Source organism: Klebsiella sp. GG_Kp173 (assembly GCF_040062415.1).
Classification (GTDB): domain Bacteria; phylum Pseudomonadota; class Gammaproteobacteria; order Enterobacterales; family Enterobacteriaceae; genus Klebsiella; species Klebsiella quasipneumoniae.
Map to the genome: position 1 here is coordinate 62087 of NZ_JBEAFZ010000082.1, position 26974 is coordinate 89060.

Consider the following 26974-nt stretch of genomic DNA (forward strand, 5'->3'; position numbering starts at 1 on the left):
TTTTCAATATGGAAGAAGAGGCTGATATGAAGATGAGAGACAGCGGCACAAGGGGCATTTTACTGGCCAGCCTTGTGCAGCTCTCCCTACCTGCGCTGGCTTATGAGGGCAGCAGCACAGTTAATTTTGCTGTCACCGGCACGATTGAAGCGCCCTCTTGTGAGGTGGCGGTGGAACCGTCGAACAGTATCGATTTAGGCACCGTCTCCTCGCAGACGTTCAGCGGAAACGCCGGTTCGAGCGGCGCCAGCGTTCCGGTTAAGCTGGTCTTTTCCCGCTGTTCTGCCGATGCGTCGGCGGTGACGATCTCGTTTAGCGGAGCAAAATTCGATAGCACCTACGCCTCGGTTTACAAAAACTTCCGCACAGACAGCGATGGGGCCAGCGGCGTCGGTATGCAACTGCTCACTCTTACCGATCAGCAGCCTCTCGGGCCCGGAGACCAGTATCTCTATACCTTTGGTGATAGCGCCGACGTTCATACCTTCAATATGGTGGCGCGCATGTTTTCGCCCTATGGCCAGGTGACCCCCGGGATCGTCAGCTTTACCGCCACGTTTGATGTGGCCTACAAATAATGTTTTCGACAGGGATGGATATGAAAAAACTGATCTTACTGTTCATGCTGGCTATGTCTCCCCTCTATAGCTGGGCGGTGTGCAGCGGAGCCAACAATGGCGATGTCTTTATGACCAACCTGCCGGACAAAATTCTGGTCAATGCCGGGAGCTATACCGCTGGCACCGTGCTGTATGACTCGGGGAAAATTTCCCGCTCGCAAACGGAGCTGCTTAACTGCGAGGGGAGCATCTACGCGGTTTTTGCCTGGTCTTCGAACAATGCCGGGGCGTTGATAGGGGATAATATCTATGCCACCTCGGTGCAGGGAATTGGTTTGCGCGTCAAAGTCTGGCTCAATATCAGCGGTGAATATCAAGGAGATACCGACGATTTTAACCCCGACTCGCAGGTGCATTTTATTGGTGATGCGAATTATTACCTCGGTAAGCCTTCAGGTTTTTTGGACTATTACGCGTCGACCCATTACACCCCCGCGTATCAGCTGCAGCTGGTGGCCACCGGCGGCACTATCGCCAGCAACAGTTACTTATCGTTTAGCGATCCGGTGGCGACGGTCTCGGCAAAAGATAATGGCGGGACAATCGCTATTTCGCAGCTGCACATCAGCGGCACCACCAGCATCCTCATGATCCCGATGGGGTGCATCGTCAGTAGCAACAGTCTCAGTTTTGCTATGGGCAGCATCAACGCCAGCGAGTTCAACAACGCGACGAAGGTAGGGATCGCGCGCCAGTATTTATCCCTTGGCTGCGAGCCGGGGACCAATGTTTCGATGCGGGTGACGGCGGCACAAGCGAGTGGGGATAACCCTGGCAACACGGTAATGGCCTTAACGGCAGAGGAGAATGTTGCCACCGGGGTGGGGGTTCAACTGAATATGGATGGCGAAGCGCTGCCGTTGAATACCGACATCAGCCTCTACACCTCGAGCCGCACGACGGTGACCAACAGCGGCGCGGATGCCAGCTATAGCTATTTCACCAATCCCGAGAGTCCCGGCGGGGCAGCGGCCATGCAGCTGCTCGGCTTGTCCACCAATTATTACAAGACGGGAAGCACGGTGACCGCGGGCACGGCAAACGCCACCGGGGTGATCACCTTTACCTATAACTGAGGGGAGATTCCTTCCCCGGACGATGCCGGGGAAGGAGAAGAAGCTTAATGCGCCTGGCCGCGTTCGATACCGATGCCGGTTTGTGAACGGATAAACTGGGCGCGGAACTGCTCGCGCTCGCGCATCCCTTCCGGTGAGTTATCGGTTGCGGAGAAGACCCAGATACCGATGAACGCGATAGCGATGGAGAACAGCGCCGGATATTCATACGGGAACAGCGCTTTCTCATGACCGAGGATCTGCACCCAAATGGTCGGGCCGAGGATCATCAGAATCACCGCTGTCAGCAGACCCAGCCAGCCGCCGATCATCGCCCCGCGGGTGGTCAGCTTCGACCAGTACATCGACAGCAGAATGATCGGGAAGTTACAGCTGGCGGCAATAGAGAACGCCAGGCCGACCATAAAAGCGATATTCTGATTTTCGAACAGGATGCCCAGCAGAATGGCGACGACGCCGAGGATCAGCACCGTAATTTTGGAGACCTTCAGCTCCTGACGCTCGGTCGCCCCTTTACGGAAGACGTTGGCGTACAGGTCGTGCGACACCGCCGAGGCGCCCGCCAGCGTCAAGCCAGCGACCACCGCCAGAATGGTGGCGAAGGCGACCGCGGAGATAAAGCCGAGGAACAGGTTGCCGCCCACCGCATCCGCCAGATGCACCGCCGCCATATTATTGCCGCCGATAAGCTGCCCGGCCGCGTCTTTGAACACTGGGTTCGCGCCGACCAACATGATGGCGCCGAAGCCGATGATAAAGGTCAGAATGTAGAAGTAGCCCATAAAACCGGTGGCGTAGAACACGCTTTTACGCGCTTCTTTAGCGTCGCTTACGGTGAAGAAACGCATCAGGATATGCGGCAGGCCGGCGGTACCAAACATCAGTCCTAGGCCAAGGGAGAGCGCGGATATCGGATCTTTCACCAGCCCACCCGGGCTCATAATCGCCGCGCCTTTCGGGTGGACGGCCATCGCTTCGGTAAACAGATTATTGAAGCTGAAGCCAACGTGCTTCATTACCATAAAGGCCATAAAGCTGGCGCCGAACAGCAGCAGAACCGCTTTGATAATCTGCACCCAGGTGGTCGCCAGCATGCCGCCGAACAGAACATAGAGCACCATCAGAACGCCCACCAGCACCACCGCAACGTGATAGTTAAGACCGAACAGCAGTTGGATCAGCTTGCCGGCGCCGACCATCTGGGCGATCAGATAGAGGGCCACCACCACCAGCGAGCCGCAGGCGGAGAGGGTGCGGATCGGTCCCTGTTTGAGACGATAGGACGCCACGTCGGCAAAGGTATAGCGGCCGAGGTTGCGCAGACGTTCGGCAATCAGAAACAGGATAATCGGCCAGCCGACAAGAAAGCCCAGCGAGTAGATCAGACCGTCGTAACCGGAGGTATACACCAGCGCGGAGATACCGAGGAACGACGCCGCCGACATAAAGTCGCCGGCAATCGCCAGCCCGTTCTGGAAACCGGTGATATTGCCGCCGGCGGTGTAGTAATCGCTGCGCGAACGCACCCGTTTTGACGCCCAGTAAGTGATGTAGAGGGTCAGAGCGACGAAAATCAGGAACATGATAATCGCCTGCCAGTTGGTCGGCTGGCGCTGTACCGCGCCGGTAATGGCGTCAGCGGCCTGAACGCCGAGGGGTAGCAGGGTGGCGGCGAGCGCCGTCAGGACTCTCGTGATCATGCTTTTACCTCGTTGAGAACGCTCTTGGTCAAACGGTCGAATTCACCGTTGGCCCGCCAGACATAAATACCGGTGAGAACAAACGAAATGACGATCACGCCGATGCCCAGCGGGATCCCGCGGGTGACGCTGGTCCCGGCGTGCAGCGGCGTGCCGAGCCAGCCTGGCGCGAAGGCGATAAGCAGAATAAAGCCCACATAGATCACTAACATAATCACTGACAGAATGGCGGCAAACCGTTGCCGTGATGCAACCAGCTCCCTGAAATGCGCACTATTTTCTATCCGCTGACAAAGTTGTTCATTCATCTTAGCGTCTCCAGAGGTCTCCCTTTCGTCATCCACACAGCGGACGCTGGCGACAGCAACTCCTCCGGCGTTAAAGGCCGGGATACGGTTCGCTGACGGCGTTCCTGCGAGTGAAATCCTGGGGGAGGGACTTATTTTTATCCTCTCCCCGGTGGGGGAGAGGGTGTAGGGAATCGGTCCTTACTTATGAAGGCATGGTAATGGCCTGCTTCTCTTCGAGCAGTTTTTCCACTACGCCAGGATCGGCGAGCGTCGAGGTATCGCCGAGGTTGCTGGTGTCGCCCGCGGCGATCTTGCGCAGAATGCGGCGCATGATTTTGCCTGAGCGGGTTTTCGGCAGCGAATCGGTCCAGTGCAGGACATCCGGCGTCGCCAGCGGGCCAATCTCTTTACGCACCCAGTTACGGACTTCCGCATACAGCTCCGGGGTAGGCTCTTCGCCGTGATTGAGCGTCACGTAGGCGTAAATGGCCTGACCTTTGATGTTATGCGGAATACCGACTACCGCCGCTTCGGCGATTTTCGGGTGCGACACCAGCGCCGATTCGATCTCGGCCGTACCCAGACGGTGGCCGGAGACGTTCAGGACGTCATCCACCCGGCCGGTGATCCAGTAATAGCCATCTTCATCGCGGCGCGCGCCGTCGCCGCTAAAATACATATTTTTGAAGGTGGAGAAGTAGGTTTGTTCAAAGCGTTCATGATCGCCGAACAGGGTGCGCGCCTGGCCAGGCCAGGAGTCGGCGATGGCAAGATTGCCCTCGGTGGCGCCATCCAGCGGCAGTCCTTCGTTATCCACCAGCACCGGCTGGACGCCGAAGAACGGGCGGGTGGCGGAGCCAGCCTTCAGCTCAATCGCCCCCGGCAGCGGGGTGATCATAAAGCCGCCGGTTTCGGTCTGCCACCAGGTGTCCATCACCGGGCACTTCTCGTTACCGATCTTCTTCCAGTACCACTCCCACGCTTCCGGGTTAATGGGTTCGCCGACCGAGCCGAGAATGCGCAGCGAGGAACGGTCTGTGCCTTCGATAGCCTTGTCGCCTTCCGCCATCAGGGCGCGGATCGCCGTCGGGGCGGTATACAGAATGCTGACCTTATGCTTATCGACGACCTGGCACATACGCGCCGGGGTTGGCCAGTTCGGCACCCCTTCGAACATCAGGGTGGTGGCGCCGCAGGCCAGCGGGCCGTACAGCAGATAGCTGTGGCCGGTGACCCAGCCGACATCGGCGGTGCACCAGTAAATATCGCCCGGGTGGTAATCGAAAACATATTTAAAGGTGGTGGCCGCGTAGACCAGATAGCCGCCGGTGGTGTGCAACACTCCTTTCGGTTTACCGGTGGAGCCAGAGGTATAGAGGATGAACAGCGGATCTTCGGCGTTCATCTCGACGGGCCGGTGTTCGGCGCTGGCGTTCGCCATCAGCTCGCTCCACCACAGATCGCGGCCTTCCTGCCAGTCGATTTTACCGCCGGTACGTTTCAGGACCACGACGTGTTCAATGCTATTGACGTTCGGGTTTTTCAGCGCGTCATCGACGTTTTTCTTCAGCGGGATGGCGCGACCGGCGCGCAGCCCTTCGTCCGCGGTGATCACCAGGCGGGAGCTGGAGTCGATAATGCGTCCGGCCACCGCCTCCGGCGAAAAGCCGCCAAAAATGACCGAGTGGATGGCGCCGATGCGGGCGCAGGCCAGCATCGCCACCGCGGCTTCCGGCACCATCGGCATATAGATGGCAACCACGTCGCCTTTTTTAATCCCGAGGCCGAGCAGCACATTGGCGAAGCGGCACACGTCCGCATGCAGTTCACGGTAGGTGATGTGCTTGCTCTGGCTGGCGTCGTCGCCTTCCCAGATGATGGCGGTTTGATCGCCGCGCTCGGCGAGGTGGCGGTCGAGGCAGTTGGCGGCGAGGTTCAGGGTGCCGTCTTCATACCATTTGATGGAAATGTTACCTGGTGCGAAGGAGGTATTCTTCACGCGGGTGTAGGGGCGCATCCAGTCAAGGATTTTCCCCTGCTCGCCCCAGAATGTATCAGGGTCGGTTATGGATTGTTGATACTGCGCCTTGTACTGATCCGGGTTAATCAGGCAACGTTCCGCAATGTTAGCGGGAATAGGGTGTTTGTGTATTTGGCTCATGGCTTTTTTTCTCCTTTGAACTTGTTAAATATATGTCAAACAAACGTTAAGAGTAGGGGTTTTGACAGCTTTGTTTGTTAATTGGGGGGCAGATCACGCAATGATTCAACTGAGTGAAATTTCATCAAATGAAACTTTGAAGTGAAATAATTACGCAAATGAATTTATAGAAATGGATGGTGTGAAATATTTTTTATTACAAATACTTATGCAAGGTAACTGGGGGAAATTCGCTGCTTTATGCAGAAAAGCAGAGGAAAGCCCTGTTCTTAAAGGCTTGCGCAGCATGCCGTGCAAATGATACTGATATTGCGCGTTAAATAACCCCACAAAGCAACGCAACACAATTCATACCCCCTGCAGTGGGTACCATGACGAAAAGGAATGGTGCCTTTCATTGAGGAAGTCAGTAGTGAAGAAAACAAAAAAAGTCAGTCTGGCCTGGCAAATTTTGCTAGCCCTGGTGCTGGGTATCCTTCTGGGCAGTTATCTGCATTACCACGCCGAAAGTCGCGATTGGTTGATTAGCAATTTGCTGACACCGGCGGGCGATATCTTTATCCATCTGATTAAAATGATCGTGGTCCCGATTGTTATTTCGACCCTGGTGGTCGGGATTGCCGGCGTGGGCGATGCCAAACAGTTAGGCCGGATCGGCGCCAAAACGATTATCTATTTCGAAGTGATCACCACGGTGGCGATCGTGCTGGGTATCACCCTGGCCAACGTCTTTCAGCCGGGAACGGGCATTGATATGTCGCAGCTGGCGGCGGTTGATATTTCGAAATACCAGAATACCACCGCTGAGGTGCAGAGCCATGCGCATGGCCTGATGGGCACCATCCTGTCGCTGGTGCCAACCAACATCGTGGCATCGATGGCGAAAGGCGATATGCTGCCGATTATTTTCTTCTCGGTGCTGTTTGGTCTGGGGCTCTCCTCGCTGCCGGCGACGCACCGTGAACCGCTGGTGACGGTCTTCCGCTCCATCTCCGAAACCATGTTCAAAGTCACCCATATGGTGATGCGCTATGCGCCGATCGGGGTGTTCGCCCTGATTTCAGTGACCGTCGCCACCTTCGGGTTCGCCTCGCTGTGGCCGCTGGCCAAGCTGGTGCTGCTGGTTTACTTCGCGATCCTGTTTTTCGCGCTGGTGGTGCTGGGGATTGTCGCCCGCCTGTGCGGCCTGAGCATCTGGATCCTGATCCGCATCCTAAAAGATGAGCTGATTCTGGCTTACTCCACCGCCAGCTCCGAGAGCGTGCTGCCGCGCATTATCGAGAAAATGGAAGCCTATGGCGCGCCGGCGTCGATCACCAGCTTCGTGGTGCCGACCGGCTACTCCTTTAACCTCGATGGCTCAACGCTGTATCAGAGCATTGCGGCGATCTTTATCGCCCAGCTCTACGGCATCGACCTCTCCATCTGGCAGGAGATCACCCTGGTGCTGACCCTGATGGTGACCTCGAAGGGGATCGCCGGCGTGCCGGGCGTCTCCTTTGTCGTGCTGCTGGCCACCCTGGGCAGCGTCGGGATCCCGCTGGAAGGTCTCGCCTTTATCGCCGGCGTTGACCGTATCCTCGATATGGCGCGTACCGCGCTGAACGTGGTGGGCAATGCGCTGGCGGTGCTGGTTATCGCCAAGTGGGAGCATAAGTTCGACCGTAAAAAAGCGCTGGCGTATGAACGCGAAGTGCTGGGCAAGTTTGATAAAACCGCCCAATAAAACACAAAGCCCGGCGCTCGCGCCGGGCTTTTTCTTATCCTTTACTGATCCTGTCAAACTCTTCGCAGCCGGTATCAAACCCCTCAAGACAGCTAACGTTCAGCCAGTGCAGCGCCTTCTGCTTATTCGGTTCGATAAAGCCTTTCTCCCCCTGCTGGAACATCATCCCGGCCCAGTATTCGGCATAGCCGGTCCGCGAGAGCGCTGAGCTGCCTTTGAAGTATTCGCTCGCTTTCATATCATCTTCCGGGCCGTGCACACCGCTGGCGTAGATCAGCCCGAGCAGCATCTGGGCGTCTACCGCCGCATCGCTTTCGCTGTCCTGGGCGGCATCCTGCAGGAGCGTGATGGCGTGCGCCACGTCGGTGGGACCGGCCTGACGGTTCACCAGCACCCGCGCGAGGACGATTTCCCCGGATTTACTGCCGGCCTTAACGGCTTTTTCCGCCAGCTGGCGGGCCTGCGGATAGTCCGCCTGCTGCGGATTGCGAATTTTGAGCTGCGCCAGCAGGGCCAGCGCGTCGCCATCGCCCTGCGCCGCGGCTTTCTGGGCCCAGAATTCGGCTTTCTGATAATCGCCGGAGCTGACCCAGGTATCCGCAAGGTAATATTGCGCGCGACGATCGCCGGCTTCCGCCTGCTGTTGATACTGACTGCCGGGTTCGGTGGCCACCGCTGCGCCGCTGGTGAAAACCAGTAAAAATAAAAAGAGGTATTTCATTTGTATTTATTATCAGCAAGGAACATAGCGCGCAGTATAAAGGGAGGCGAAAAAGAAGAAAATGGCGGGAATTAGCGGGGTGAATACCCGGATAGCGGCGCGTAGCGCCTTATCCGGGCTACGGTTCGGTATTCGGTTGGTAGCCCCGGTAAGCGTAAGCGCCACCGGGGAGGGTTCCCGGATATCGGGTATGGCCGTCGAACCTTAACCCATCGCGCTTTCGCGCAGGCGGGATTTCAGCTTGTTGTACTCGTCGATCACGTACTGTTCCGCCGCGCGCTGATCGGCAATCCGCTCAACGTTGACCGCGCAGTACTTGTACTCCGGCGTTTTGGTTATTGGGCTCAGGTTCTCCGACACCAGCTCGTTACAGGCGCCAATCCACCACTGGTAGGTCATATACACCGCGCCTTTATTCGGCCGGTCGCTGACCTGCGCGCGGGTGATGATCCGACCCTTGCGCGAATTCACCCACACCAGCGCTTCATCCTCAATGCCTAACCGTTCGGCGTCGGCGGTGTTGATTTGCGCATAGCCAGGCTCATCCGCCAGCGCCGCCAGCGCCGCGCAGTTACCGGTCATTGAACGGCACGAGTAGTGGCCGACTTCGCGCACCGTCGACAGCACCATCGGGTACTCATCGGTGAGCTTATCGATCGGCGCGACCCAGTCGCAGGTGAAGAACTGCGCCAGCCCGTTCGGGGTATCGAACTTCTCTTTAAACAGATACGACGTGCCCTGATCGGCGTCGGACTCATCGCGGCACGGCCACATCACATAGCCGAGCTCACCCATTTTCTCGTAGGTGGCGCCGTAGAAGTCCGGGCACAGATGCCGCAACTCGTCCCAGATCTCCTGGGTGTTGTTGTAGTGCATCGGATAACCCATCCGGGTGGCGATTTCGCTGATGATCTGCCAGTCGGTTTTCAGATCCCACTTCGGCTCCACGGCTTTAAAGAAGCGCTGGAAGCCGCGGTCCGCTGCGGTGTACACGCCTTCGTGCTCGCCCCACGACGTGGACGGCAGGATGACGTCGGCCGCGGAGGCGGTTTTGGTCATGAAAATGTCCTGGACGATCACCAGTTCCAGATCGTCGAACGCTTTGCGCACCGCCGACAGTTCAGCATCGGTCTGCAGCGGATCTTCACCCATAATGTACGCCGCCCGCACTTCACCGTGCGCCGCGCGGTGCGGCAGCTCGCTGATGCGATAGCCGGTATGCGCCGGCAGGCTGTCGACGCCCCAGGCTTTGGCGAACTTCTCGCGGTTTTCCGGGAACTTAACGTACTGGTAGCCCGGATAGGTATCCGGCAGCGCACCCATATCGCAGGCGCCCTGGACGTTGTTCTGGCCACGCACCGGGTTGACGCCGACGCTCGGTTTGCCGAGGTTGCCGGTGAGGATCGCCAGGCTGGTCAGGGAACGCACGGTCTCCACGCCCTGGTAGAACTGGGTGACGCCCATGCCCCACAGAATGGCGGCGGATTTGGCGCTGGCGTACATCCGGGCGCAGGCGCGGATCTCCTGGGCGCTGACCCCGGTGATCTCCTCCACCGACTCCGGCGTGTAGCCTTCAACGATTTTGCGATACTCCTCGAAGCCTTCGGAACGGCTGGCGACGAAGGATTTATCGTACAGATCCTCTTCAATAATCACGTGGCCAATCGCGTTGAGCAGCGCGATATTCGAGCCGTTCTTCAGCGCAATGTGCATATCGGCGATGCGCGCGGTTTCAATTTTGCGCGGGTCGCAGACGATAATTTTCGCCCCGTTGCGTTTAGCGTTAATGACGTGATTCGCCACGATAGGGTGGGAATCCGCCGGGTTGTAGCCGAAGATAAACACCAGATCGGTGTTATCAATCTCCGTGATGGCATTACTCATGGCGCCGTTACCGACCGACTGGTGCAGACCTGCAACCGAAGGGCCGTGTCAGACGCGAGCGCAGCAGTCGACGTTATTGGTACCAATAACGGCGCGCGCGAATTTTTGCATCACATAGTTGGTTTCATTACCGGTGCCGCGGGAGGAGCCGGTGGTTTGGATCGCATCCGGGCCATATTTGGCTTTAATGGCGCTGAGGCGAGTGGCGACGTAATCCAGCGCCTCATCCCAGGAGACAGCTTCCAGCTTGCCGCCGCGTTGACGACGGATCATGGGGGTTTTCAGGCGCGGCGTCAGGATCTGGGTATCGTTAATAAAGTCCCAGCCATAATAGCCTTTCAGGCACAGGGTTCCCTGGTTGGTTTTCCCCTGCGCCGCTTCAGCCCGAACGATTTTGCCGTTATCGACCACCAGATTGATTTTGCAACCTGATGCGCAATACGGGCAAACCGTGACGACTTTTTTCATCGGTCTTGCTCCAGTTATTCAATGGGCGCGTTTGCGCTATCGCGCCGTCACTATGCATCTTCTATGCCATATTTTCATTGTGGGTATTCCTTGATGTTACGCGGCTTTTTTGGGCGAAATGCTGACGAAAAACAGCCTGTCGACAGATTTGACGTGTCGATACCCTGGAGATGTGACGGCGCTTGAAAAAATGTCACCGGGAGAGGAATTTGTCGGCGCAGCCTTGCAGAATCGATCAGACTGACACTAACTCCCCGCGGGCAGAGGCAAAGATGAAACCGGTCATTTTAGTGGTCGATGACGACATAGCGATGGGCGAGCTGCTCAGCGATGTGCTCGGCGCGCACGCGTTTGAGGTGCTGGTCTGCCAGACCGGCGGCGATGCGCTGGCGACGGTGGCGCAGCGGGCGGACATCGCGCTGGTTTTGCTGGATATGATCCTGCCGGATACCAATGGCCTGCAGGTGCTTCAGCAACTGCAACGCACCCGGCCGGAGCTGCCGGTGGTGATGCTCTCCGGCCTGGGCAGTGAGTCCGATGTGGTGGTGGGCCTGGAGATGGGCGCCGATGATTACATCGCCAAACCGTGCAGTTCGCGGGTGGTGGTCGCCCGGGTGAAGGCGGTGCTGCGGCGCAGCGGGGCGCTGGCCAGCGAGGCGCCGGGCGTCGCCGCCGGCCTGACGTTCAACGGCTGGCGGCTGGATACCACCCGCTGTGAGCTGTATAACCCGCAGCAGCAGGCGATCCCGCTGACCCAGGGAGAATACGGTTTGCTGCTGGCGCTGGCGCAGAACGCCCGCCGGGTACTTAACCGCGAACAGTTGCTGGCGCTGACCCATACCGAAAGCACCGAGGTATTCGACCGCACCATCGATGTGCTGATCATGCGCCTGCGGCGCAAAATCGAGCTGAACCCGCATCAGCCGACGCTGATTAAAACGCTGCGCGGCCTGGGCTATGTCTTTTCCGCCGACGTGACCCACAGCGAGAAGGCGGCGTAGGGCGGGAAGCTGTATAACCGGCCTGCCCATTGCTGGGGGAGTCAACCCTTCTAATTATTTTGCAACTGAATAAACGTCTGTAGCTCAGTGAGCGTTTTGGCGCCGTCGATCGCATTGGCAGCCTGCAGGCTGGCGCGGGCGCAGGCGTGGGCCAGCTGCAGAGTGTCGGTTAACGGCCAGCGTTCGTGGCTGCCGTACAGCAGGCCGGCGCAGAAGGCATCCCCGGCGCCGACGCTGCCGACAATCTCCTCCGGCGGCAGCCGCCATGACGGCACCCAGCGCCCGGCTTCGGTACGGGAGACGCCCCATGCCCCCTCCGGGCAGTGGATCACCACCCGTTGGCGCACGCCGGCGTCAAGCAATGCGCTGGCGGCGCTGGCGATATTGGCGACGTGCGGCTCGCCGTTGGGTAGACGAATCTCCAGCCCGCTAAACTCGCTGGCTTCCAGTTCATTGATGGTCAGGTAGTCAAGATGCGCCAGCGCCGGCAGGACCAGCGGGCGGTAGCGCGGGTCGCCCTTGCGCGACACCAGATCGAGGGAAACCTCATAGCCTCGCTCGCGCATCTGCGCCAGCAGTCGCGCGCTGCGGGTGCCGTACACTTCGTCGGGGCGATCGAGACTCTCAAGCAGCAGCAGATAGCCGAGATGGAAAATTTTCAGCGGCGCATCCAGCGGCTCAAAGGCCGGAAGGTCAAGCAGGCGGTTGGCGCCGGGGGAGTGAAAGAAGGTACGCTGACCGTCGGCGTCGGTCATCACCTGAGTCATCGAGGTGGGGGCAGAGCTGGTGCGCTGCACGAGCTGGCGATTGATATGGTACTGATCGAGCATGGCGGTAATGTAGTCGCCATCGTTATCCTCGCCAATCAGGCCGACCGCCTGCAGCGGCAGGCCGGCGTGCATTTTGGCCAGGGTCAGCAGGACGTTCAGCGGCGCGCCGCCGGTGGCGCGTTCGCTATGCATAATCTCCACCAGCCAGCCGCGCTCCGGCCACTGTCTGATCTGGTGGACATGATCGACCAGCATGTTGCCTGCGGCAATAATGCCTTTACGTTCCATGATCGCTACTCCGCGCCGTCATACTTGTTAAGCGTAGCGCACAATCGGCGGAACGATCGTGCGCCCGGTTGCGCTTATTTCACGGTCCAGCCTTTGTAAGAACTGACGTTGTTTTTGTCGATCATGGTCACCGGGATCAGCACCGGCGCGGTTGGGGCCGGTTTGCCCTGCAGGATGTTGTAGCCAATTTCCACCGCCTTCGCCGCCATCACCTGGGGATCCTGCGCCGGCGTTGCGACAAACAAGGAGTTCTTACGCTTCAGCGCCTCTTCCCCGTCCGGGCTGCCGTCGACGCCGACGATGAAGAACTCGCTGCGCTGCGCCTGTTTCGCTGCCAGATCGGCGCCAATCGCCGTCGGATCGTTGATCGCGAACACGCCGTCAATCTTCGGATTGGCCGCCAACAGGGAGGTCATCACCTCCAGTCCGCCTTCCCGGCTGCCTTTGGCGTTCTGGTTGGAGGACAGAATTTTTATATCCGGGTGTTTTTTGAACTCCGTTTCGCAGCCTTCGACGCGGTTTTGTACGGCGGAGACCGGCGGCCCGTTGATGATCACCACGTTGCCTTTGTTGTTCAGACGATCGCTAATGTATTTACAGGCCAGCTCGCCCGCCTGGGTGTTATCGGAGGTGATAGTGGCGTCGGCCCCTTCGGCGGCAACGTCAACCGCCACCACCACGATCCCGGCCTCTTTGGCCCGCTTCACCGCCGGGCCAATGCCTTTCGAATCGGCGGCGTTGAGGATAATCATATCGACTTTAGCGGCGATAAAGTTATCGATCTGCGCCACCTGCTGGCCCAGGTCGTAGCCGCTGGAGACCAGCGTCACTTTGACGTTATCCCCCGCCAGCTTGCGGGCTTCCAGCTCCGCGCCCTTGGTGATCTGCACAAAAAACGGGTTGGCAAGGTCGCCCACCGTCACGCCAATCGCTTTCAGCTCTTTGGCCGACGCAAAGGGGGCGGCGGCCAGCAGCGCGCCAGCACACAGCGCGGTGACTATCGGTTTTAAACGCATTCGCTTTTCCTCGCAGGTAAGATGGTGTTGTTATGCACTTTGATGATGTCGGGTACGGTATTTGTCGATCAGCACCGCAATGATGATCACCGCCCCTTTGATCACCAGTTGCCAGAAGTAGGAGACCCCCATCAGGGTCATACCGTTATTGAGGGTGGCGATAATCAGCGCCCCCACCAGCGTACCGGTGATGGTGCCGATCCCGCCGACGAAGCTGGTGCCGCCGAGAATGACCGCGGCGATGGCGTCCAGCTCGTAGCCGACCCCGAGGTTGCCGTTGGCGCTGTACAGCCGGGAGGCGCTCATCACTCCGCCAAGGCCGGAGAGCAGGCCGCTCATGCCATAGACAAACAGCAGCACCAGCCAGACTTTAATGCCGGTCAGCCGCGCCGCCTGCATGTTGCCGCCCACCGCGTAGATATGCACCCCAAGGGTGGTTCGGCGCAGGATAAACCAGCACACCGCGATAACCGCCAGGGCGATGACCACCAGCCACGGCACCGGGCCGAGGTAGTCATTGCCGATCCATTCGAAGCTGATATCGGAGTTGATCACCGTGGTGCCGTCGGCCAGCAGATAGGCGGCGCCGCGCAGCGCCGTGTAGGTGCCGAGAGTGACAATAAACGGCGGTAGCCCGGCGAAGGCCACCAGCGCGCCGTTGAACAGGCCGAGCAGCAGGCCGAGCATCAGCGCCGCCGGAATCGACAGCAACGCCAGCTCCGGGATCAGCGAGACCACCATTGCCGCCACCGCGGTGGTGCCGAGAATGGAGCCAACGGAAAGGTCAATGCCGCCGGTGAGGATGATGAAGGTCATTCCCGCCGCCAGCACAATGTTGATCGAGGCCTGGCGGGTGATATTCAGCAGATTGCTTTCCGTGAAGAAGTTGGGGGCGATAAAGCCGAAGACGGCGACGATCAGGATGAGGATCGGCAGAATGCCGACGGTCTGCATCAGGTCGCCCATCAGCATTTTTTTCGCCGAAGCGGATTTCGCGACCGGCGCGGAGGTCTCTTTCGGTATGCTCATAGTTGCCCTGCCTTAAGGTGAGAATCGTTCACGCCGGTGGCCAGCGTCATGATCTGTTCCTGGCTGATATCGCCGGACTGCAGCTCGCCGGCGATAGTCCCTTCGCGCATCACATAGACCCGGTCGCTCATGCCCACCACTTCGGGCAATTCGCTGGAGATCATCAGAATGGCGACGCCCTGGCGCGCCATGTCGTTCATGATGCGGTAAATCTCGCTTTTCGCGCCGACGTCGACGCCGCGGGTGGGTTCATCAAGGATCAGAATGCGCGGGCCAATCGCCACCCAGCGTGAAATCAATAATTTCTGCTGGTTGCCGCCGGACAGCCCGCCGGCGCGCACCTGGGCGTGCGGTACGCGGATGTTCAGCAGCTGGATGGCATCATCGGAGATGGTTTGCGCCTTCCGGCGGTTGAGCATTCCCCAGGTCGCGTCGCGCTCCAGCGTCGCCATGGTGATGTTTTCCTGGGCGGCCAGTTCGAGAAACAGGCCCTGCTCTTTACGGTTTTCGGTCAGAAAGCCGATGCCATGGTCGATGGCTTCGCGCGGCGAGTGGATCACCACCGGCTCGCCGTCGATCTCGATCACCCCGCCGGTGGCTTTGCGCACGCCAAAGATCAGCTGCGCCAGTTCGGAGCGTCCGGCGCCGACCAGCCCGGCGAGGCCGACGATTTCGCCGGCATGCACCACCAGGCTGCTGGGCTTAACCTTACCGCCATCGGTCAGATCCTCGACCCGCAGGCGCGGCTGGCCGCGGGGAATATCGCGCTCTTTATTGAACAGATCGCTGAGCGGACGGCCGACCATCATGCGCACCAGCTCCGGTGCGTTGAGCTTGTCGCGCACCAGGCTGCCGACATACTGCCCGTCGCGCAGGACGCTGACCCGGTCGGAGAGCTCATACACTTCTGCCATGCGGTGGCTGATATAGATAATCGCCATCCCTTCATCGCGCAGGCGCAGGATGAGGTCGAACAGGCGCTGGGTTTCCCGCGAGGAGAGGGCGGCGGTGGGTTCGTCCATCACCAGGATGCGGCTGTTGCGGTGCAGGGCGCGGGCGATCTCTACCTGCTGCTGCTCGGCGATGGTCAGGGTCATCACCCGGTCACTGGCCCTGAACTGGGCGCCGAGACGGTCGATCACCGCCTGCGCCTGGCTGAGCATGGCTTTGCGCTGCACCAGGCCACCACGTGCCAGCTCGCTGCCGAGGAAAATGTTTTCCGCGACGGTCAGGTTCGGCGCCAGCTGCATCTCCTGGTAGATCAACGTGATCCCGGCGGCCAGCGCGTCCTTGGGGCCGCGGATCGTTTGCGGTTTTCCGTCGATCAGGATCTCGCCGCTGGTGGCGGTATAGGCGCCGGCGAGGATCTTCATCAGCGTGCTTTTTCCGGCGCCGTTCTCCCCCATCAGGGCATGGATCTCGCCGGGCCAGACCGTCAGGTCGACGCCCTTTAGCGCGTAGAATTTGCCAAAAGCTTTGGCGATATGGCGCATTTCCAGTACCGGGGTGGCGGTCATCACGGCGCTCCTGTCTGCGAGAACAATAGCAGCAGTCCACCACCGGAAAATAAATGCAGGATGTCAGAATCCATTCATATTTGTCATAGTGATAAATAGTTAACCGCGATCACAGTTACGCGGCGTCATTTTCTGCACCGTCACGCCTATATGCCGACCGTTCCTTCACCGGAGATGCTATGACCGCTCGCCGACACCCGTTTTTCACCAGCGCCCGTGGCCGCCTGCTCTCCTTTAATCTGCTGATGGTGGTCGTCACCCTGCTGGTGAGCGGCGTGGCGGTGTTCGGCTTTCACCACGCCAGCCAGCTGCAGGAGCAGGTGCAGCGCCAGACCCTCAACGATATGCGCGGCAGTATGGATCTGGCGCGGGACACGGCGAATGTCGCCACGGCGGCGGTGCGCCTGTCGCAGGTGGTGGGCGCGCTGGAGTACAAAAGCGAAGCGGAACGGCTGCTGGCGACGCAGCAGGCGCTGAAGCACTCGCTGGCCCAGCTGGCAGCAGCCCCACTGGCGCAGCAGGAGCAGGCGCTGGTGGCCAGTATTATTCGCCGCAGCAACGCGCTGCAGCAGAGCGTGGCGGAGATGCTGGAGCGCGGCCAGCGTCGTCATCTGCAGCGCAATGCGCTGCTGAGTTCGCTTTACCAGAATCAGAGCAACCTGCGCCATCTCGCCGATCTTAACGATCGCGGCGGGGACCGGGCGATCGATCCTCGTCGGCTAGCCGAGATGGACCGGCTGATCGCCGCCGCGATCCATACCGTCACGCCGCGGTCGATCGTTCTGCAGCTCGACCAGCTGCGCGGCGACCTGCCGGCCCAAAGCGCCGATCCCGCGCTGGCGTTTGTTCTCCCCGACGTCACCCGGGAGCTGGCGAAGCTGGCCCCGCTGTCGGCCCAGCTGGAGGAGAGCGACCTGACGATCAGCTGGTACATGTACCACATCAAAGCGCTGGTCGCGCTGCTTAACGACGACATCAATCAGTACGTGACCCGGGTGGCGGAAGCCTCCGAACAGCGGGCGGCGCAGAGCCATCGGGAGCTGCGCTCGATCAGCATGTTTATTCTGCTTTCCGCGCTGCTGGCGCTGGCGATCACCGGCTGCGCCGGGTGGTACATCTACCGTAACCTGGGCTCTAACCTGACCGCTATCTCGCGGGCGATGTCGCGGCTGGCTCAGGGAGAGCCGAACGTCTCGGTGCCGGCCCTGCAGCGGCGCGACGAGCTGGGCGAACTGGCGCGCGCCTTTAACGTTTTCGCGCGCAATACGGCGTCGCTGGAGCACACCACCCGGCTGCTGAAAGAGAAGACCACCCAGATGGAGATCGATCGGATTAAGCGTCAGGAGCTGGAGGAGGCGCTGTTGCACAGCCAGAAGATGAAGGCCGTCGGCCAACTGACCGGAGGCCTGGCGCATGATTTTAACAACCTGCTGGCGGTGATCATCGGCAGCCTTGAGCTGGTGGAGCCGAATGCGCAGGATGCGCCACGCCTCACCAGGGCGCTGAAGGCGGCGGAACGCGGGGCGCTTCTGACCCAGCGGCTGCTGGCCTTTTCGCGTAAGCAGGCGCTGCATCCCCAGGCGGTGGCGATGGCGCCGTTGCTGGAGAACCTCAGCGAGCTAATGCGTCACTCCCTGCCGGCGACCTTGAGCCTGGAGATTGAGGCGCAGTCGCCGGCGTGGCCGGCATGGATAGACGTCGGCCAGCTGGAAAACGCCCTGATTAACCTGGTGATGAACGCCCGCGATGCCATGGCCGGGCGCGCGGGCGTCATTAAAATTCGTACCTGGAATCAGCGGGTCACCCGCAGCAGCGGCCAGCGGCAGGATATGGTGGCTCTGGAGGTGATCGATCACGGCTGCGGCATGTCGCAGGCGGTGAAAGCCCGGGTGTTTGAACCCTTCTTTACTACCAAAGCCACCGGCAGCGGCAGCGGCCTGGGGCTGTCAATGGTGTATGGCTTTGTGCGCCAGTCGGGCGGCCGGGTGGCGCTGGAGAGCGCGCCGGGGCAGGGAACGACGGTGCGGCTGCAGCTGCCGCGGGCGATGACCGAGGTAGAGAAGGCGGCGGCGCCGGTGGAAGACGAACCAATCCCGGCGGGAGAACGGCTGGCGCTGGTGCTGGAAGATGAAGAGGATGTTCGCCAGACGTTGTGCGAACAGCTGCATCAGCTGGGCTGGCTGACGCTGGAAACCGCCAGCGGGGAAGAGGCGCTGCAGCTGCTGGAGGCCTCGCCGGATATTGCCCTGTTGATTAGCGATCTGATGCTGCCCGGCGGGCTGAGCGGCGCCGATGTGATCCATACCGCGCGCCGCCGCTTTCCGGCGCTGCCGGTGCTGCTGATCAGCGGCCAGGATTTGCGCCCGGCGCAGAACCCGGCCCTGCCGGAGGTGGAGTGGCTGCGTAAGCCCTTTACCCGCGCTCAGCTGGCGCAGGCGCTGAGTGCAGCGTACGCGAGGATTTGAGATTCCTCCGCTACCCGGGCGGTATGCCGTTGATTAAGGTAGCGGCAGGACTCTGATGAGATTGGCCCCGATGAAACGTTACGCAATCGCACTGCTCTTTTGCACTCTGTCGCTGACCAGCCTGGCCGCCCGCGCCGATATTATCGATGACGCGATCGGCAATATTCAGCAAGCCATTAACGACGCCTATAACCCGGGTAGCAGTCGCTCTGATGACGACGACAGATACGATGACGATGGCCGGTATGATGACGGGCGCTATCAGGGAAGTCGCCAGCAGAGCCGTGACAGCCAGCGTCAGCATGACGATCGGCAACGCCAGCTGGACGATCGCCGCCGTCAGCTGGATGAACGCCAGCGCCAGCTCGATCGCGATCGCCGCCAGTTAGAAAGCGATCAGCGTCGTCTGGACGATGACTATTGATCGCCCTGCAGCAGACCGACGCCTAATCCAGCACGATTTCCATCCCGTCATAACCCGCTTCGAAACCTTCCGGTAGCGGGTTATCCATCATCCAGACGTCAAACTGATGGCTGATATGGGTGAGGATCACCCGCGGACAGCCTATCGCCTGGTTAAGGGCGCGAACGGTATTGAAATCGTTATGGTTACGCGGGGTCTGCGCCCGCGGCTCATGGCTGCAGTCGATGATCATCGCCTGCGGGCGGTTGCTGAGTAAAAACTTCAGCGTCTTGTCCGGCAGCCCGGCGGTATCCGAGAGCCAGGCCACCCGACTGTGGGCCGACTCCAGCAGATAACCGAAGGTGAGCTTCGAATGGTTGAGCGGCAGGGGCGTCACCCGCAGGCCCTGCAGCTCAAACACCACAAACGGCGTGACGGTATGGCTGAAGTCGAGCAGGCCGGGGTGCTTGAGCAGATCGTCGCAGCCGGCGTCGTCCGGCGGGCCGTAGACCGGGATCGGCGCGCCCACGCCCCAGCGTAGCGGAAACAGCCCCTGCACATGATCCAGGTGATAGTGGGTTAGCAGCACCTGCTGAAAGCTGCCGGCGGGATGATGTTCCATCAGATCCGGTCTGCCGGCGTCCAGCAGCGTCACTGCGCTGTTGAACGTCACCACCCCGCTACAGGGGCGTCGGCGATGGCTTTCCTCGCGGCGGGCGCGGCGGCAGGCCGCGCAATCGCAGCCAAAGGCCGGCACCAGCTGAGCGCCGCCGGTGCCGGTTAAGCGGAGGGTCAGGCTCATCGTGTCACCTTTGGTTTATACCAGTGGATCCGCTTCGCGCACCGCGTGGCTGCGCAGCAGGCGGAAAAATTCATCGACCGATTGTCGGAGACTGCCGTCGTTATTCAGCGTCAGGCAATCGTCCGGCTTATAGCGCGCGGCGCGGTCCAGACGCTGGGCGATATCCACCGCATTTTCCCGGCCGCGCTGCTCCAGCCGCTGGCGCAGCACCGGCGGCGAGACGGCGAGACAGATCGGCACCAGCACCTCGCCGTAGCGTTCCCGCGCCAGCGCCAGATGGGCGCGGGAGCCATTGGCCACCACGTCGAAGCCGGCGTGCAGCCACAGGTCGATCTCCACGCCAATGCCATAGTAAGTATGGTTGGCGTGCCAGCTGAGGGCAAAGAGATGTTGCTCGGCGCGGGTAAAAAATTCATGTTCGCTGAGGGCGATATGGTTTTCGTTACCGGCGTTAAAGGGCCGGGTAATGTAACGATGCGCCACCAGCAGCTGCGGGTGCTCGCGCTGGCGCAGCGCCGCCAGCAGGCTGTCTTTCCCGGAGCCGGAGGGGCCCACCAGCCAGATCAGTTTTCCCGGCATTAAAAGACCCTCCTTCCCTGGCGCCAGACATGGTCGATGTGGACATGCTCGCCGCGACGGTGCGCCAGCACCAGGTCGGCGCGTTTCCCCTCGGCGATGACGCCGCGATCGTCAAGACCCAGCGCCTGCGCCGGATGTTTGCTGACCAGACGGATCGCCTGCGCCAGGGTGTAGGCGTTATCCTCGGCGTCGGCGATGCGGAATGCGGCATCCAGCAGGCTGGCGGGGTAATAGTCAGATGAGAGGATGTCGAGCAAACCGTGGCTCGCCAGCTGGTGGGCGGCGACGTTGCCGGAGTGGGAACCGCCGCGCACGATATTCGGCGCCCCCATCAGGACGTGCATCCCATGCTGACGTGAAGCCTGCGCCGCGGCCAGGGTGGTGGGAAACTCGGCGATCACGCTACCCAGCTGGTGGGATTCAGCCACATGCGCCTCGGTGGCGTCGTCGTGGCTGGCAAGGGCGATACGGCGGGCGCGGCACATGGCGGCGATGGTCTGGCGATTGGGCTGCGACCAGGTGGCGGCCAGAGCCATCTGCTCGGCTTCAAAACGGTCCATTTCGTCATGCGTCAGATGATATTTGCCCTGATAATAATCGCGGTACTTGCTGCGATCGGCGTACTGACGCTGGCCGGGGGAGTGGTCCATCAGGGAGACCATGCTCACCGACTCGCGGTCGATCAGCTTTTCAAACAGCGGCAGCGTGGTGTGATGCGGCAGCTCGCAGCGCAGGTGCAGACGGTGCTCTGCGCGGTTAAGACCACGCTTTTGCGTCTCCTCCACGGCATTGACCATCTTCTCCAGATTCTCCAGACGATCGCCGCCATCGCGCACGTCGCCAATCGCCACGGCGTCCAGCACGGTGGTGATGCCGCTGGCGACCATCATTGCGTCGTGGCTGCTCATCGCCGAATGGGCCGGCCAGTCTACCTTCGGCCGCGGGGTAAAGAACTTGTCGAGGTTATCGGTATGCAGCTCGATAAGGCCCGGCAGCAGCCAGCCGCCTTCCCCATCCAGCGCCTGCGGCAGCCGGCTCTGGCTTTCGGCGAAGGCGAGGATGCGACCGTCCTGGACTTCCAGCGAACCGTGGACCACGTCATCGTCGAGAACCAGTTTTACATTATTGATAATCATGCTGTTATTCCCATGGGGTGCAGCCGGTCGGCGACCTGACGGCGTACCCCTTCGTCATGGAAAATCCCGACGATGGCCGCGCCGCGCGCTTTGGCATCGTGGATCAGGTCGACCACGGCAGCACTGTTTTTGCCATCCAGTGAGGCGGTGGGTTCATCGAGGAGCAGGATCGGATAGTCGACCGCAAAACCGCGGGCGATATTGACCCGCTGCTGCTCGCCGCCGGAAAAGGTCGACGGCGCAAGGTGCCACAGGCGTTGCGGAACGTTGAGGCGGGTCAGCAGCTGGGCGGCTTTGGCGGCGCTCGCTTCACGCGGCGTCCCGAGATCGAGCAGCGGCTGCATCACCACCTCCAGCGCCGAAATACGCGGGATCACCCGTAGAAACTGGCTGACCCAGCCGATGGTGGTTTTGCGCACTTCCAGCACCTTGCGCGGCGTGGCGGTGACCAGGTCCACCCATTCGTCGCCGTGGCGGATATGAATATGGCCGCTGTCCGGCAGATAGTTGGCGTACAGCGAACGCAGCAGGGTCGATTTGCCGCTGCCGGAGTGACCGTGGAGCACCACGCACTCCCCGGCGTTAACGGTCAGCGAGGCGTCGGCCAGCACCGGCAGACGCACGCCGTGCTGCTGGTGCAGAACAAAGGTTTTATGGACGTTTTCAACGCGGATCATGTTAGCTCTCACGAGGTTGGGTTGCCGGGTGGCGCTTCGCTTACCCGGCCTACGAATAACGCACCTGTGGGCCGGGTAAGGCGCAGCCGCCACCCGGCAAAACAGCATTAATTCTGCAACACCGACGACACCAGCAGCTGGGTATAAGGATGGTGCGGATCGTCGAGCACCCGGTCGGTTAAGCCACTTTCCACCACCTGGCCCTGCTTCATCACCAGCAGTCGGTTCGCCAGCAGGCGGGCGACGCCGAGATCGTGGGTAACAATCACTACCGCCAGATTCAGCTCCACCGCCAGGCCACGCAGCAGATCAAGCAGCCGCGCCTGCACGGACACATCCAGCCCGCCGGTGGGTTCATCCATAAACACCAGCTTCGGCTGGGTGACCAGATTGCGGGCAATCTGCAGACGCTGCTGCATGCCGCCTGAAAAGGTGGTGGGCAGGTCGTCGATGCGCGAGGGCGGGATCTCCACCTCCTGCAGCCACTTTTCAGCGGTGGCGCGAATGTTGCCGTAGTGGCGGGCGCCGGTGGCCATCAGCCGTTCGCCGATGTTGCCCCCGGCGGAGACCTGGCGACGCAGACCGTCCATTGGGTGCTGATGCACCACCCCCCATTCGGTGCGCAGCAGGCGGCGGCGTTCGGCTTCGCTCATGGCGTACAGCGAGCGCTGCTGGTACAGCACCTCGCCCCGCTGCGGCGTCAGGCGGGCGGAGATCGCCTTCAGCAGGGTGGTTTTACCGGACCCGGACTCCCCAACGATGCCGAGCACTTCCCCCGGCCACAGTTCGAAGGAGACGTCGCGGAAGCCTTTGTCCGGGGCGTAGAGATGGGTCAGGTGATTAACGGCAAGTAACGGCTGGCTCATTTTTTCTGCCCCTCGCTCTGCTGGCGGCAATAGTCGGTATCGGAGCAGACAAACATCCGCTGGCCGCTGTCATCCAGCACCACTTCGTCGAGGTAGCTGTGGCGCGAGCCGCAGATGGCGCAGGGTTCATCCCACTCCTGGACGGTAAATGGGTGGTCTTCGAAATCGAGACTCTCCACCGGGGTATAGGGCGGCACGGCGTAGATCCGCTTTTCGCGCCCGGCGCCGAACAGCTGCAGCGCCGGCATCATGTGCATTTTCGGGTTATCGAATTTCGGGATCGGCGAGGGATCCATCACGTAGCGGCCATTGACCTTCACCGGGTAGGCGTAGGTGGTGGCGATATGGCCGAAGCGGGCAATATCTTCATACAGTTTCACCTGCATCACGCCGTACTCTTCCAAGGCGTGCATGGTGCGGGTTTCGGTTTCACGCGGCTCGATAAAGCGCAGCGGCTCCGGGATCGGCACTTGGTAGATCAGGATCTGATCCTCCACCAGCGGCGTCTCCGGGATGCGATGGCGGGTCTGGATCAGGGTGGCGTCTTCGGTACGCTCGGTGGTGGCGACGCCGGTAACACGCTTAAAGAACTGACGAATCGACACCGCGTTGGTGGTGTCATCCGCGCCCTGGTCAATCACCTTCAGCACGTCGTTCTCGCCGATGACGCTGGCGGTCAACTGGATGCCGCCAGTGCCCCAGCCGTAGGGCATCGGCATTTCGCGACCGCCGAACGGCACCTGGTAGCCGGGAATGGCTACCGCTTTGAGAATAGCCCGGCGGATCATGCGCTTGGTTTGCTCGTCGAGATAAGCAAAGTTATAGCCAGTCAGAGAGTTAGCCACGTTCGTTCTCCCGTTGCAGGCGTTTCAGCAGCGCCAGTTCGGCCTGGAAATCGACATAGTGCGGCAGCTTCAGATGCGAGACGAAGCCGGCGGCTTCAACGTTATCGGCGTGGGCCAGCACAAACTCTTCATCCTGGGCGGGACCGGCAATCTCTTCGTCATAGTCCGCTGCCTGCAGGGCGCGGTCGACGAGGGCCATGGCCATCGCTTTGCGCTCGCTCATGCCGAAGGTCAGACCGTAACCGCGGGTGAAGTGCGGCGGCTCATCCTGCGGGGCGACGAAGCCGTTGACCATTTCGCATTCGGTGAGCAGCAGCTCGCCAATATTGACGCTAAAGCCCAGCTCTTCCGGGACAATCTCCACCTGCACGTAGCCGCTGCGGATCTCGCCGGCAAACGGATGGTTGCGGCCATAGCCGCGCTGAGTCGAATAGGCCAGCGCCAGCAGGTAGCCTTCATCGCCGCGCATCAGCTGCTGCAGGCGCGAAGAACGTGAGCAGGGGTAGACCGGCGGGGTGCGGGTGATATCGTCGGGCGGTGTGCCGCGATCTTCCTCGGCCTTCGCCAGACCCTGCTGCGTGAGCAGGCTAAAGACGTGCGGCGTCGGCTGCGTGTCGCACTCGGCTTGCTGCACAGAAGGCGCTTCGCCGTTTGCCAGCAGGGTAAAATCGAGCAGGCGGTGGGTGTAGTCGTAAGTGGGGCCCAGCAGCTGGCCGCCGGGGATATCTTTGTACACTGCCGAGATGCGGCGTTCGAGACGCATTTCGGCGGTGTCGATCGGTTCGCTAACCGCCAGCCGCGGCAGGGTGGTGCGGTAGGCGCGCAGCAGGAAGATCGCTTCGACGTTATCGCCGCTGGCCTGTTTGAGCGCCAGCGCCGCCAGTTCGCGGTCGGCGATGCCGCCCTCGGTCATCACCCGATCCACCGCCAGATTGAGCTGTTCGCCTATCTGATCAACGCTCAGTTCGGGAAGCCGTCCATTGCCCCGTCGTTTCTGTTCCTGTAAGGCGTGAGCGGCGCGGATCGCCTTCTCGCCGCCCTTGACGGCAACGTACATTTAGCAAACCTCCACGTGAGTGGTGCGCGGGATCGCCAGCAGGCGCTCGCCGCAGGTGAGGATCAGATCAATGCCCAGCGGGAACGGGTGTGGGCGCTCCGTCAGTTCGTCAATGATGCAGTCCGGCAGCTGAGGGGCGATCATTCGCTCTTCGGCAATGCCCGCCCCGGTCAGGCGCAGCATGCGTCCGCCGCTAAGGCTGGCGAGCTGAACGATCAGCGTGACGCCGGTCTCCGGGGCGGTGACGGTGCCCGCGGAGAGGACGTTGAGCTGCTCGGCGCTGATGCCGTCATTGGCGACGGCAAAGATCGCCTGCTGCGGCTGGTCCACCAGCGGCGCGCCGGTATGAAAGCGCAGATTCTGTCCCACCAGATCGTTATGCAGGGCGCTGGCGAGCCAGACCGGCGTTTCGTGATCGGCAAGGGTCAATAGCAGGCTGGTGGAAGCGACGTTCAGCGGCTGCCAGCCGTGCTGTAACTGCTGCAGGGAGACAATCACCCCCGGCTCGCTCATCGCTTTCAGCAGGCGACGAAAACTGTGTTGGGCATCCTGCACAGCCAGGGAAAAAGCGGGTTGTAAGGTCATGCGTTATCTCCGCGAACCAGGGTAAAGAAGTCGACCCGGCTGGCGTTGACTTCGGCGCGTCGGGCTTCAATGCGCGCGCTGCGTAGCGCTTCCAGCGGGGTTATCAGGGTTTCCATTAAATTGTGAAAATGGCGGGGTGACTGCAGCAGGGCGTCGATGGCCGCGCAGCGTTCGGCGTGCGGGCGGTCGCGGCCTAAGATCCAGCTGTAGCCGAGCGTTCCGTCGGCCAGACGTACCGCGGCGCGTGTGAGCGTGGCGTCGCCGGCGAAGAAACGGTCGCCGATACCGCCCATCCGGGCCTGAAGCTGCACCAGGCCAGTCTCGGGAGTGCGGATCAGTTCATACTCCGGCGCCAGCTGCAGGGAGTGCATGCGCGCCAGAAGATCTTGCGGTTCACTGTGGGCCAGCACGGACATCCAGCGCTGGCGGGTGGCGGTATCGAAGTGCATTCAGTGCTCCATGGTGAATTCAATCATGTCGGCGCGGGTGAGGCTGACGGAGTATTCGGTGGCGGCCTGCTCGCCCTGGCGGCTGTTGAGGGTGCGCACGCAGAGCAGCGGCGCCATATTGGGGATCTCCAGCAGTTTGCTCTCTTTCGCCTGTGCGCGACGGGCGCTGATTTTGGTGCGCACCCGGGTCAGTTCGACGTCAAGCCGATCGCGCAGCAGGTTGTGCAGCGAGCCGTGGCTGAAGGTCTGTAACACCGGCCAGAAGCGCAGGTCGGCGAAGTAGTGGTCAATCAGGCACAGGGCGACGCCATTGACCCGGCGCAGGGTACGCAGGTGGATCACGTTCTCGCCCTCATTGATGCCAAAGGCTTCGGCGACATGGGCGCTGGCGGGGCGCAGCACCGACAGCAGCTTTTCGCTGCTGGGATCGCTGCCTTGTTCCAGCAGGTTTTGGCTGAAGCGCGCCTGGGCGTTAAGCGGGTAGTCGATGGGGCGCATCAGCACCAGCACACCCACGCCCTGACGGCGCTGAACCCAGCCGCGCTCAACCAGCTGGTCGATCGCCCGGCGCAGGGTGTGGCGGTTAACGTCGAAGCGCGTCGCCAGCTGCTGCTCGGCGGGCAGATAGTCGCCGCAGCGATAGTGGTGGCGCAGCTCCTGCTCAAGTCGGGCGGCGATTTCCTGATAGCGCGTGGGGTAACTGGTCGGATGTCTGGACAGGTGCATGGTCATCAAGCCTCACACAGCATAGGCGAGGAGCTTCCTCGCGTTGTGGGCCGATCCTGACCGGTTTATGTTGCATTTCGGTTAAGTGACGATGACCAAAGGATGAAGAGTTAATGC

The 26974-nt window shown here is 60.9% G+C and carries 25 protein-coding genes and 1 pseudogene; 7 read left to right on the forward strand and 19 right to left on the reverse strand.

The window, feature by feature from the left end; all coding sequences use genetic code 11:
• The first annotated feature begins 26 nt into the window (after positions 1–26).
• Positions 27–578 carry a fimbrial protein gene (locus ABLU50_RS19005; protein ID WP_069602681.1) on the forward strand — a complete coding sequence of 184 codons (552 nt, stop codon included), beginning with the start codon at positions 27–29 and terminating at the stop codon, positions 576–578.
• Between the two features lie 20 nt (positions 579–598).
• Positions 599–1696 (forward strand): type 1 fimbrial protein, encoded by a 1098-nt coding sequence (locus tag ABLU50_RS19010; RefSeq protein ID WP_087832233.1) that lies wholly within the window; start codon positions 599–601, stop codon positions 1694–1696.
• A gap of 44 nt (positions 1697–1740) precedes the next feature.
• On the opposite strand, the gene actP is transcribed toward ABLU50_RS19010, so the two are convergent.
• The 3 genes from actP to acs form a co-directional block, all read right to left on the reverse strand.
• Positions 1741–3393, reverse strand: coding sequence for a cation/acetate symporter ActP (actP, locus tag ABLU50_RS19015; protein ID WP_032431286.1), 1653 nt, complete (start codon positions 3391–3393; stop codon positions 1741–1743).
• Positions 3393–3704: a DUF485 domain-containing protein gene (locus tag ABLU50_RS19020; protein ID WP_004206350.1), complete on the reverse strand. Its 312-nt coding sequence runs from the start codon at positions 3702–3704 to the stop codon at positions 3393–3395. Before ABLU50_RS19020 ends, actP begins: the two co-directional genes overlap by 1 nt.
• 184 nt (positions 3705–3888) lie before the next feature.
• Positions 3889–5847, reverse strand: coding sequence for an acetate--CoA ligase (gene acs, locus ABLU50_RS19025; RefSeq protein WP_023319509.1), 1959 nt, complete (start codon positions 5845–5847; stop codon positions 3889–3891).
• A gap of 100 nt (positions 5848–5947) precedes the next feature.
• On the opposite strand from acs, the pseudogene ABLU50_RS19030 reads away from it, so the two are divergent.
• Both ABLU50_RS19030 and gltP read left to right on the forward strand, forming a co-directional pair.
• Positions 5948–6148: pseudogene (locus ABLU50_RS19030) on the forward strand (hypothetical protein).
• A gap of 111 nt (positions 6149–6259) precedes the next feature.
• A complete protein-coding gene (gene gltP / locus ABLU50_RS19035; protein ID WP_004206354.1) occupies positions 6260–7573 on the forward strand; it encodes a glutamate/aspartate:proton symporter GltP in 1314 nt (437 codons plus the stop codon).
• A 34-nt stretch (positions 7574–7607) separates the two neighbouring features.
• Here the strand turns inward: gltP and ABLU50_RS19040 are convergent, their stop codons facing one another.
• Together ABLU50_RS19040 and fdhF are read right to left on the reverse strand one after the other, a co-directional pair.
• Complete coding sequence (locus tag ABLU50_RS19040) at positions 7608–8294, reverse strand: tetratricopeptide repeat protein (RefSeq protein ID WP_087832234.1); 687 nt, start codon at positions 8292–8294, stop codon at positions 7608–7610.
• A gap of 204 nt (positions 8295–8498) precedes the next feature.
• A complete protein-coding gene (fdhF, locus tag ABLU50_RS19045) occupies positions 8499–10646 on the reverse strand; it encodes a formate dehydrogenase subunit alpha (protein ID WP_077598907.1) in 2148 nt (715 codons plus the stop codon).
• A 272-nt stretch (positions 10647–10918) separates the two neighbouring features.
• Here fdhF and ABLU50_RS19050 point away from each other — a divergent pair, with 272 nt between their 5' ends.
• Complete coding sequence (locus ABLU50_RS19050; RefSeq protein ID WP_087832235.1) at positions 10919–11647, forward strand: response regulator transcription factor; 729 nt, start codon at positions 10919–10921, stop codon at positions 11645–11647.
• Between the two features lie 50 nt (positions 11648–11697).
• Here ABLU50_RS19050 and ABLU50_RS19055 read toward each other — a convergent pair whose 3' ends face one another.
• The 4 genes from ABLU50_RS19055 to ABLU50_RS19070 all read right to left on the reverse strand — a co-directional run bounded on the left by ABLU50_RS19055 (position 11698) and on the right by ABLU50_RS19070 (position 16267).
• Positions 11698–12705 carry a carbohydrate kinase family protein gene (locus tag ABLU50_RS19055; RefSeq protein WP_176391516.1) on the reverse strand — a complete coding sequence of 336 codons (1008 nt, stop codon included), beginning with the start codon at positions 12703–12705 and terminating at the stop codon, positions 11698–11700.
• 74 nt (positions 12706–12779) lie between these two features.
• On the reverse strand, positions 12780–13721 hold the full coding sequence (locus ABLU50_RS19060; RefSeq protein WP_023319512.1) for an ABC transporter substrate-binding protein: 942 nt from the start codon (positions 13719–13721) through the stop codon (positions 12780–12782).
• 30 nt (positions 13722–13751) lie between these two features.
• Positions 13752–14750 (reverse strand): ribose ABC transporter permease, encoded by a 999-nt coding sequence (locus tag ABLU50_RS19065; RefSeq protein WP_004206363.1) that lies wholly within the window; start codon positions 14748–14750, stop codon positions 13752–13754.
• Positions 14747–16267: a sugar ABC transporter ATP-binding protein gene (locus tag ABLU50_RS19070; protein WP_087832237.1), complete on the reverse strand. Its 1521-nt coding sequence runs from the start codon at positions 16265–16267 to the stop codon at positions 14747–14749. The genes ABLU50_RS19065 and ABLU50_RS19070 overlap by 4 nt, the downstream gene beginning before the upstream one ends.
• A gap of 179 nt (positions 16268–16446) precedes the next feature.
• Here ABLU50_RS19070 and ABLU50_RS19075 point away from each other — a divergent pair, with 179 nt between their 5' ends.
• Both ABLU50_RS19075 and yjdP read left to right on the forward strand, forming a co-directional pair.
• Complete coding sequence (locus ABLU50_RS19075; RefSeq protein WP_087832238.1) at positions 16447–18732, forward strand: ATP-binding protein; 2286 nt, start codon at positions 16447–16449, stop codon at positions 18730–18732.
• Between the two features lie 70 nt (positions 18733–18802).
• Positions 18803–19156, forward strand: coding sequence for a DDRRRQL repeat protein YjdP (yjdP, locus tag ABLU50_RS19080; protein ID WP_004206366.1), 354 nt, complete (start codon positions 18803–18805; stop codon positions 19154–19156).
• Positions 19157–19178: 22 nt separating this feature from the next.
• Here yjdP and phnP read toward each other — a convergent pair whose 3' ends face one another.
• From phnP to phnF, 10 genes are all read right to left on the reverse strand, one after another.
• Entirely contained in the window at positions 19179–19937 is a 759-nt protein-coding gene (gene phnP, locus ABLU50_RS19085) for a phosphonate metabolism protein PhnP (protein ID WP_004206367.1), read from the reverse strand.
• A 15-nt stretch (positions 19938–19952) separates the two neighbouring features.
• Positions 19953–20516 (reverse strand): ribose 1,5-bisphosphokinase, encoded by a 564-nt coding sequence (gene phnN, locus ABLU50_RS19090; protein WP_004206368.1) that lies wholly within the window; start codon positions 20514–20516, stop codon positions 19953–19955.
• A complete protein-coding gene (gene phnM / locus ABLU50_RS19095; RefSeq protein ID WP_053810866.1) occupies positions 20516–21652 on the reverse strand; it encodes an alpha-D-ribose 1-methylphosphonate 5-triphosphate diphosphatase in 1137 nt (378 codons plus the stop codon). The genes phnN and phnM overlap by 1 nt, the downstream gene beginning before the upstream one ends.
• Entirely contained in the window at positions 21649–22329 is a 681-nt protein-coding gene (phnL, locus tag ABLU50_RS19100; RefSeq protein WP_004206372.1) for a phosphonate C-P lyase system protein PhnL, read from the reverse strand. Before phnL ends, phnM begins: the two co-directional genes overlap by 4 nt.
• 107 nt (positions 22330–22436) lie before the next feature.
• On the reverse strand, positions 22437–23195 hold the full coding sequence (gene phnK / locus ABLU50_RS19105; protein WP_023291666.1) for a phosphonate C-P lyase system protein PhnK: 759 nt from the start codon (positions 23193–23195) through the stop codon (positions 22437–22439).
• Complete coding sequence (locus ABLU50_RS19110) at positions 23192–24040, reverse strand: alpha-D-ribose 1-methylphosphonate 5-phosphate C-P-lyase PhnJ (protein ID WP_087832239.1); 849 nt, start codon at positions 24038–24040, stop codon at positions 23192–23194. Before ABLU50_RS19110 ends, phnK begins: the two co-directional genes overlap by 4 nt.
• On the reverse strand, positions 24033–25097 hold the full coding sequence (locus ABLU50_RS19115) for a carbon-phosphorus lyase complex subunit PhnI (RefSeq protein WP_087832240.1): 1065 nt from the start codon (positions 25095–25097) through the stop codon (positions 24033–24035). The genes ABLU50_RS19110 and ABLU50_RS19115 overlap by 8 nt, the downstream gene beginning before the upstream one ends.
• Positions 25098–25682 (reverse strand): phosphonate C-P lyase system protein PhnH, encoded by a 585-nt coding sequence (gene phnH / locus ABLU50_RS19120; RefSeq protein WP_057212467.1) that lies wholly within the window; start codon positions 25680–25682, stop codon positions 25098–25100.
• Positions 25679–26131, reverse strand: coding sequence for a phosphonate C-P lyase system protein PhnG (gene phnG / locus ABLU50_RS19125; protein ID WP_004206376.1), 453 nt, complete (start codon positions 26129–26131; stop codon positions 25679–25681). The genes phnH and phnG overlap by 4 nt, the downstream gene beginning before the upstream one ends.
• A complete protein-coding gene (phnF, locus tag ABLU50_RS19130) occupies positions 26132–26857 on the reverse strand; it encodes a phosphonate metabolism transcriptional regulator PhnF (protein WP_087832250.1) in 726 nt (241 codons plus the stop codon).
• Between the last annotated feature and the right edge of the window lie 117 nt (positions 26858–26974).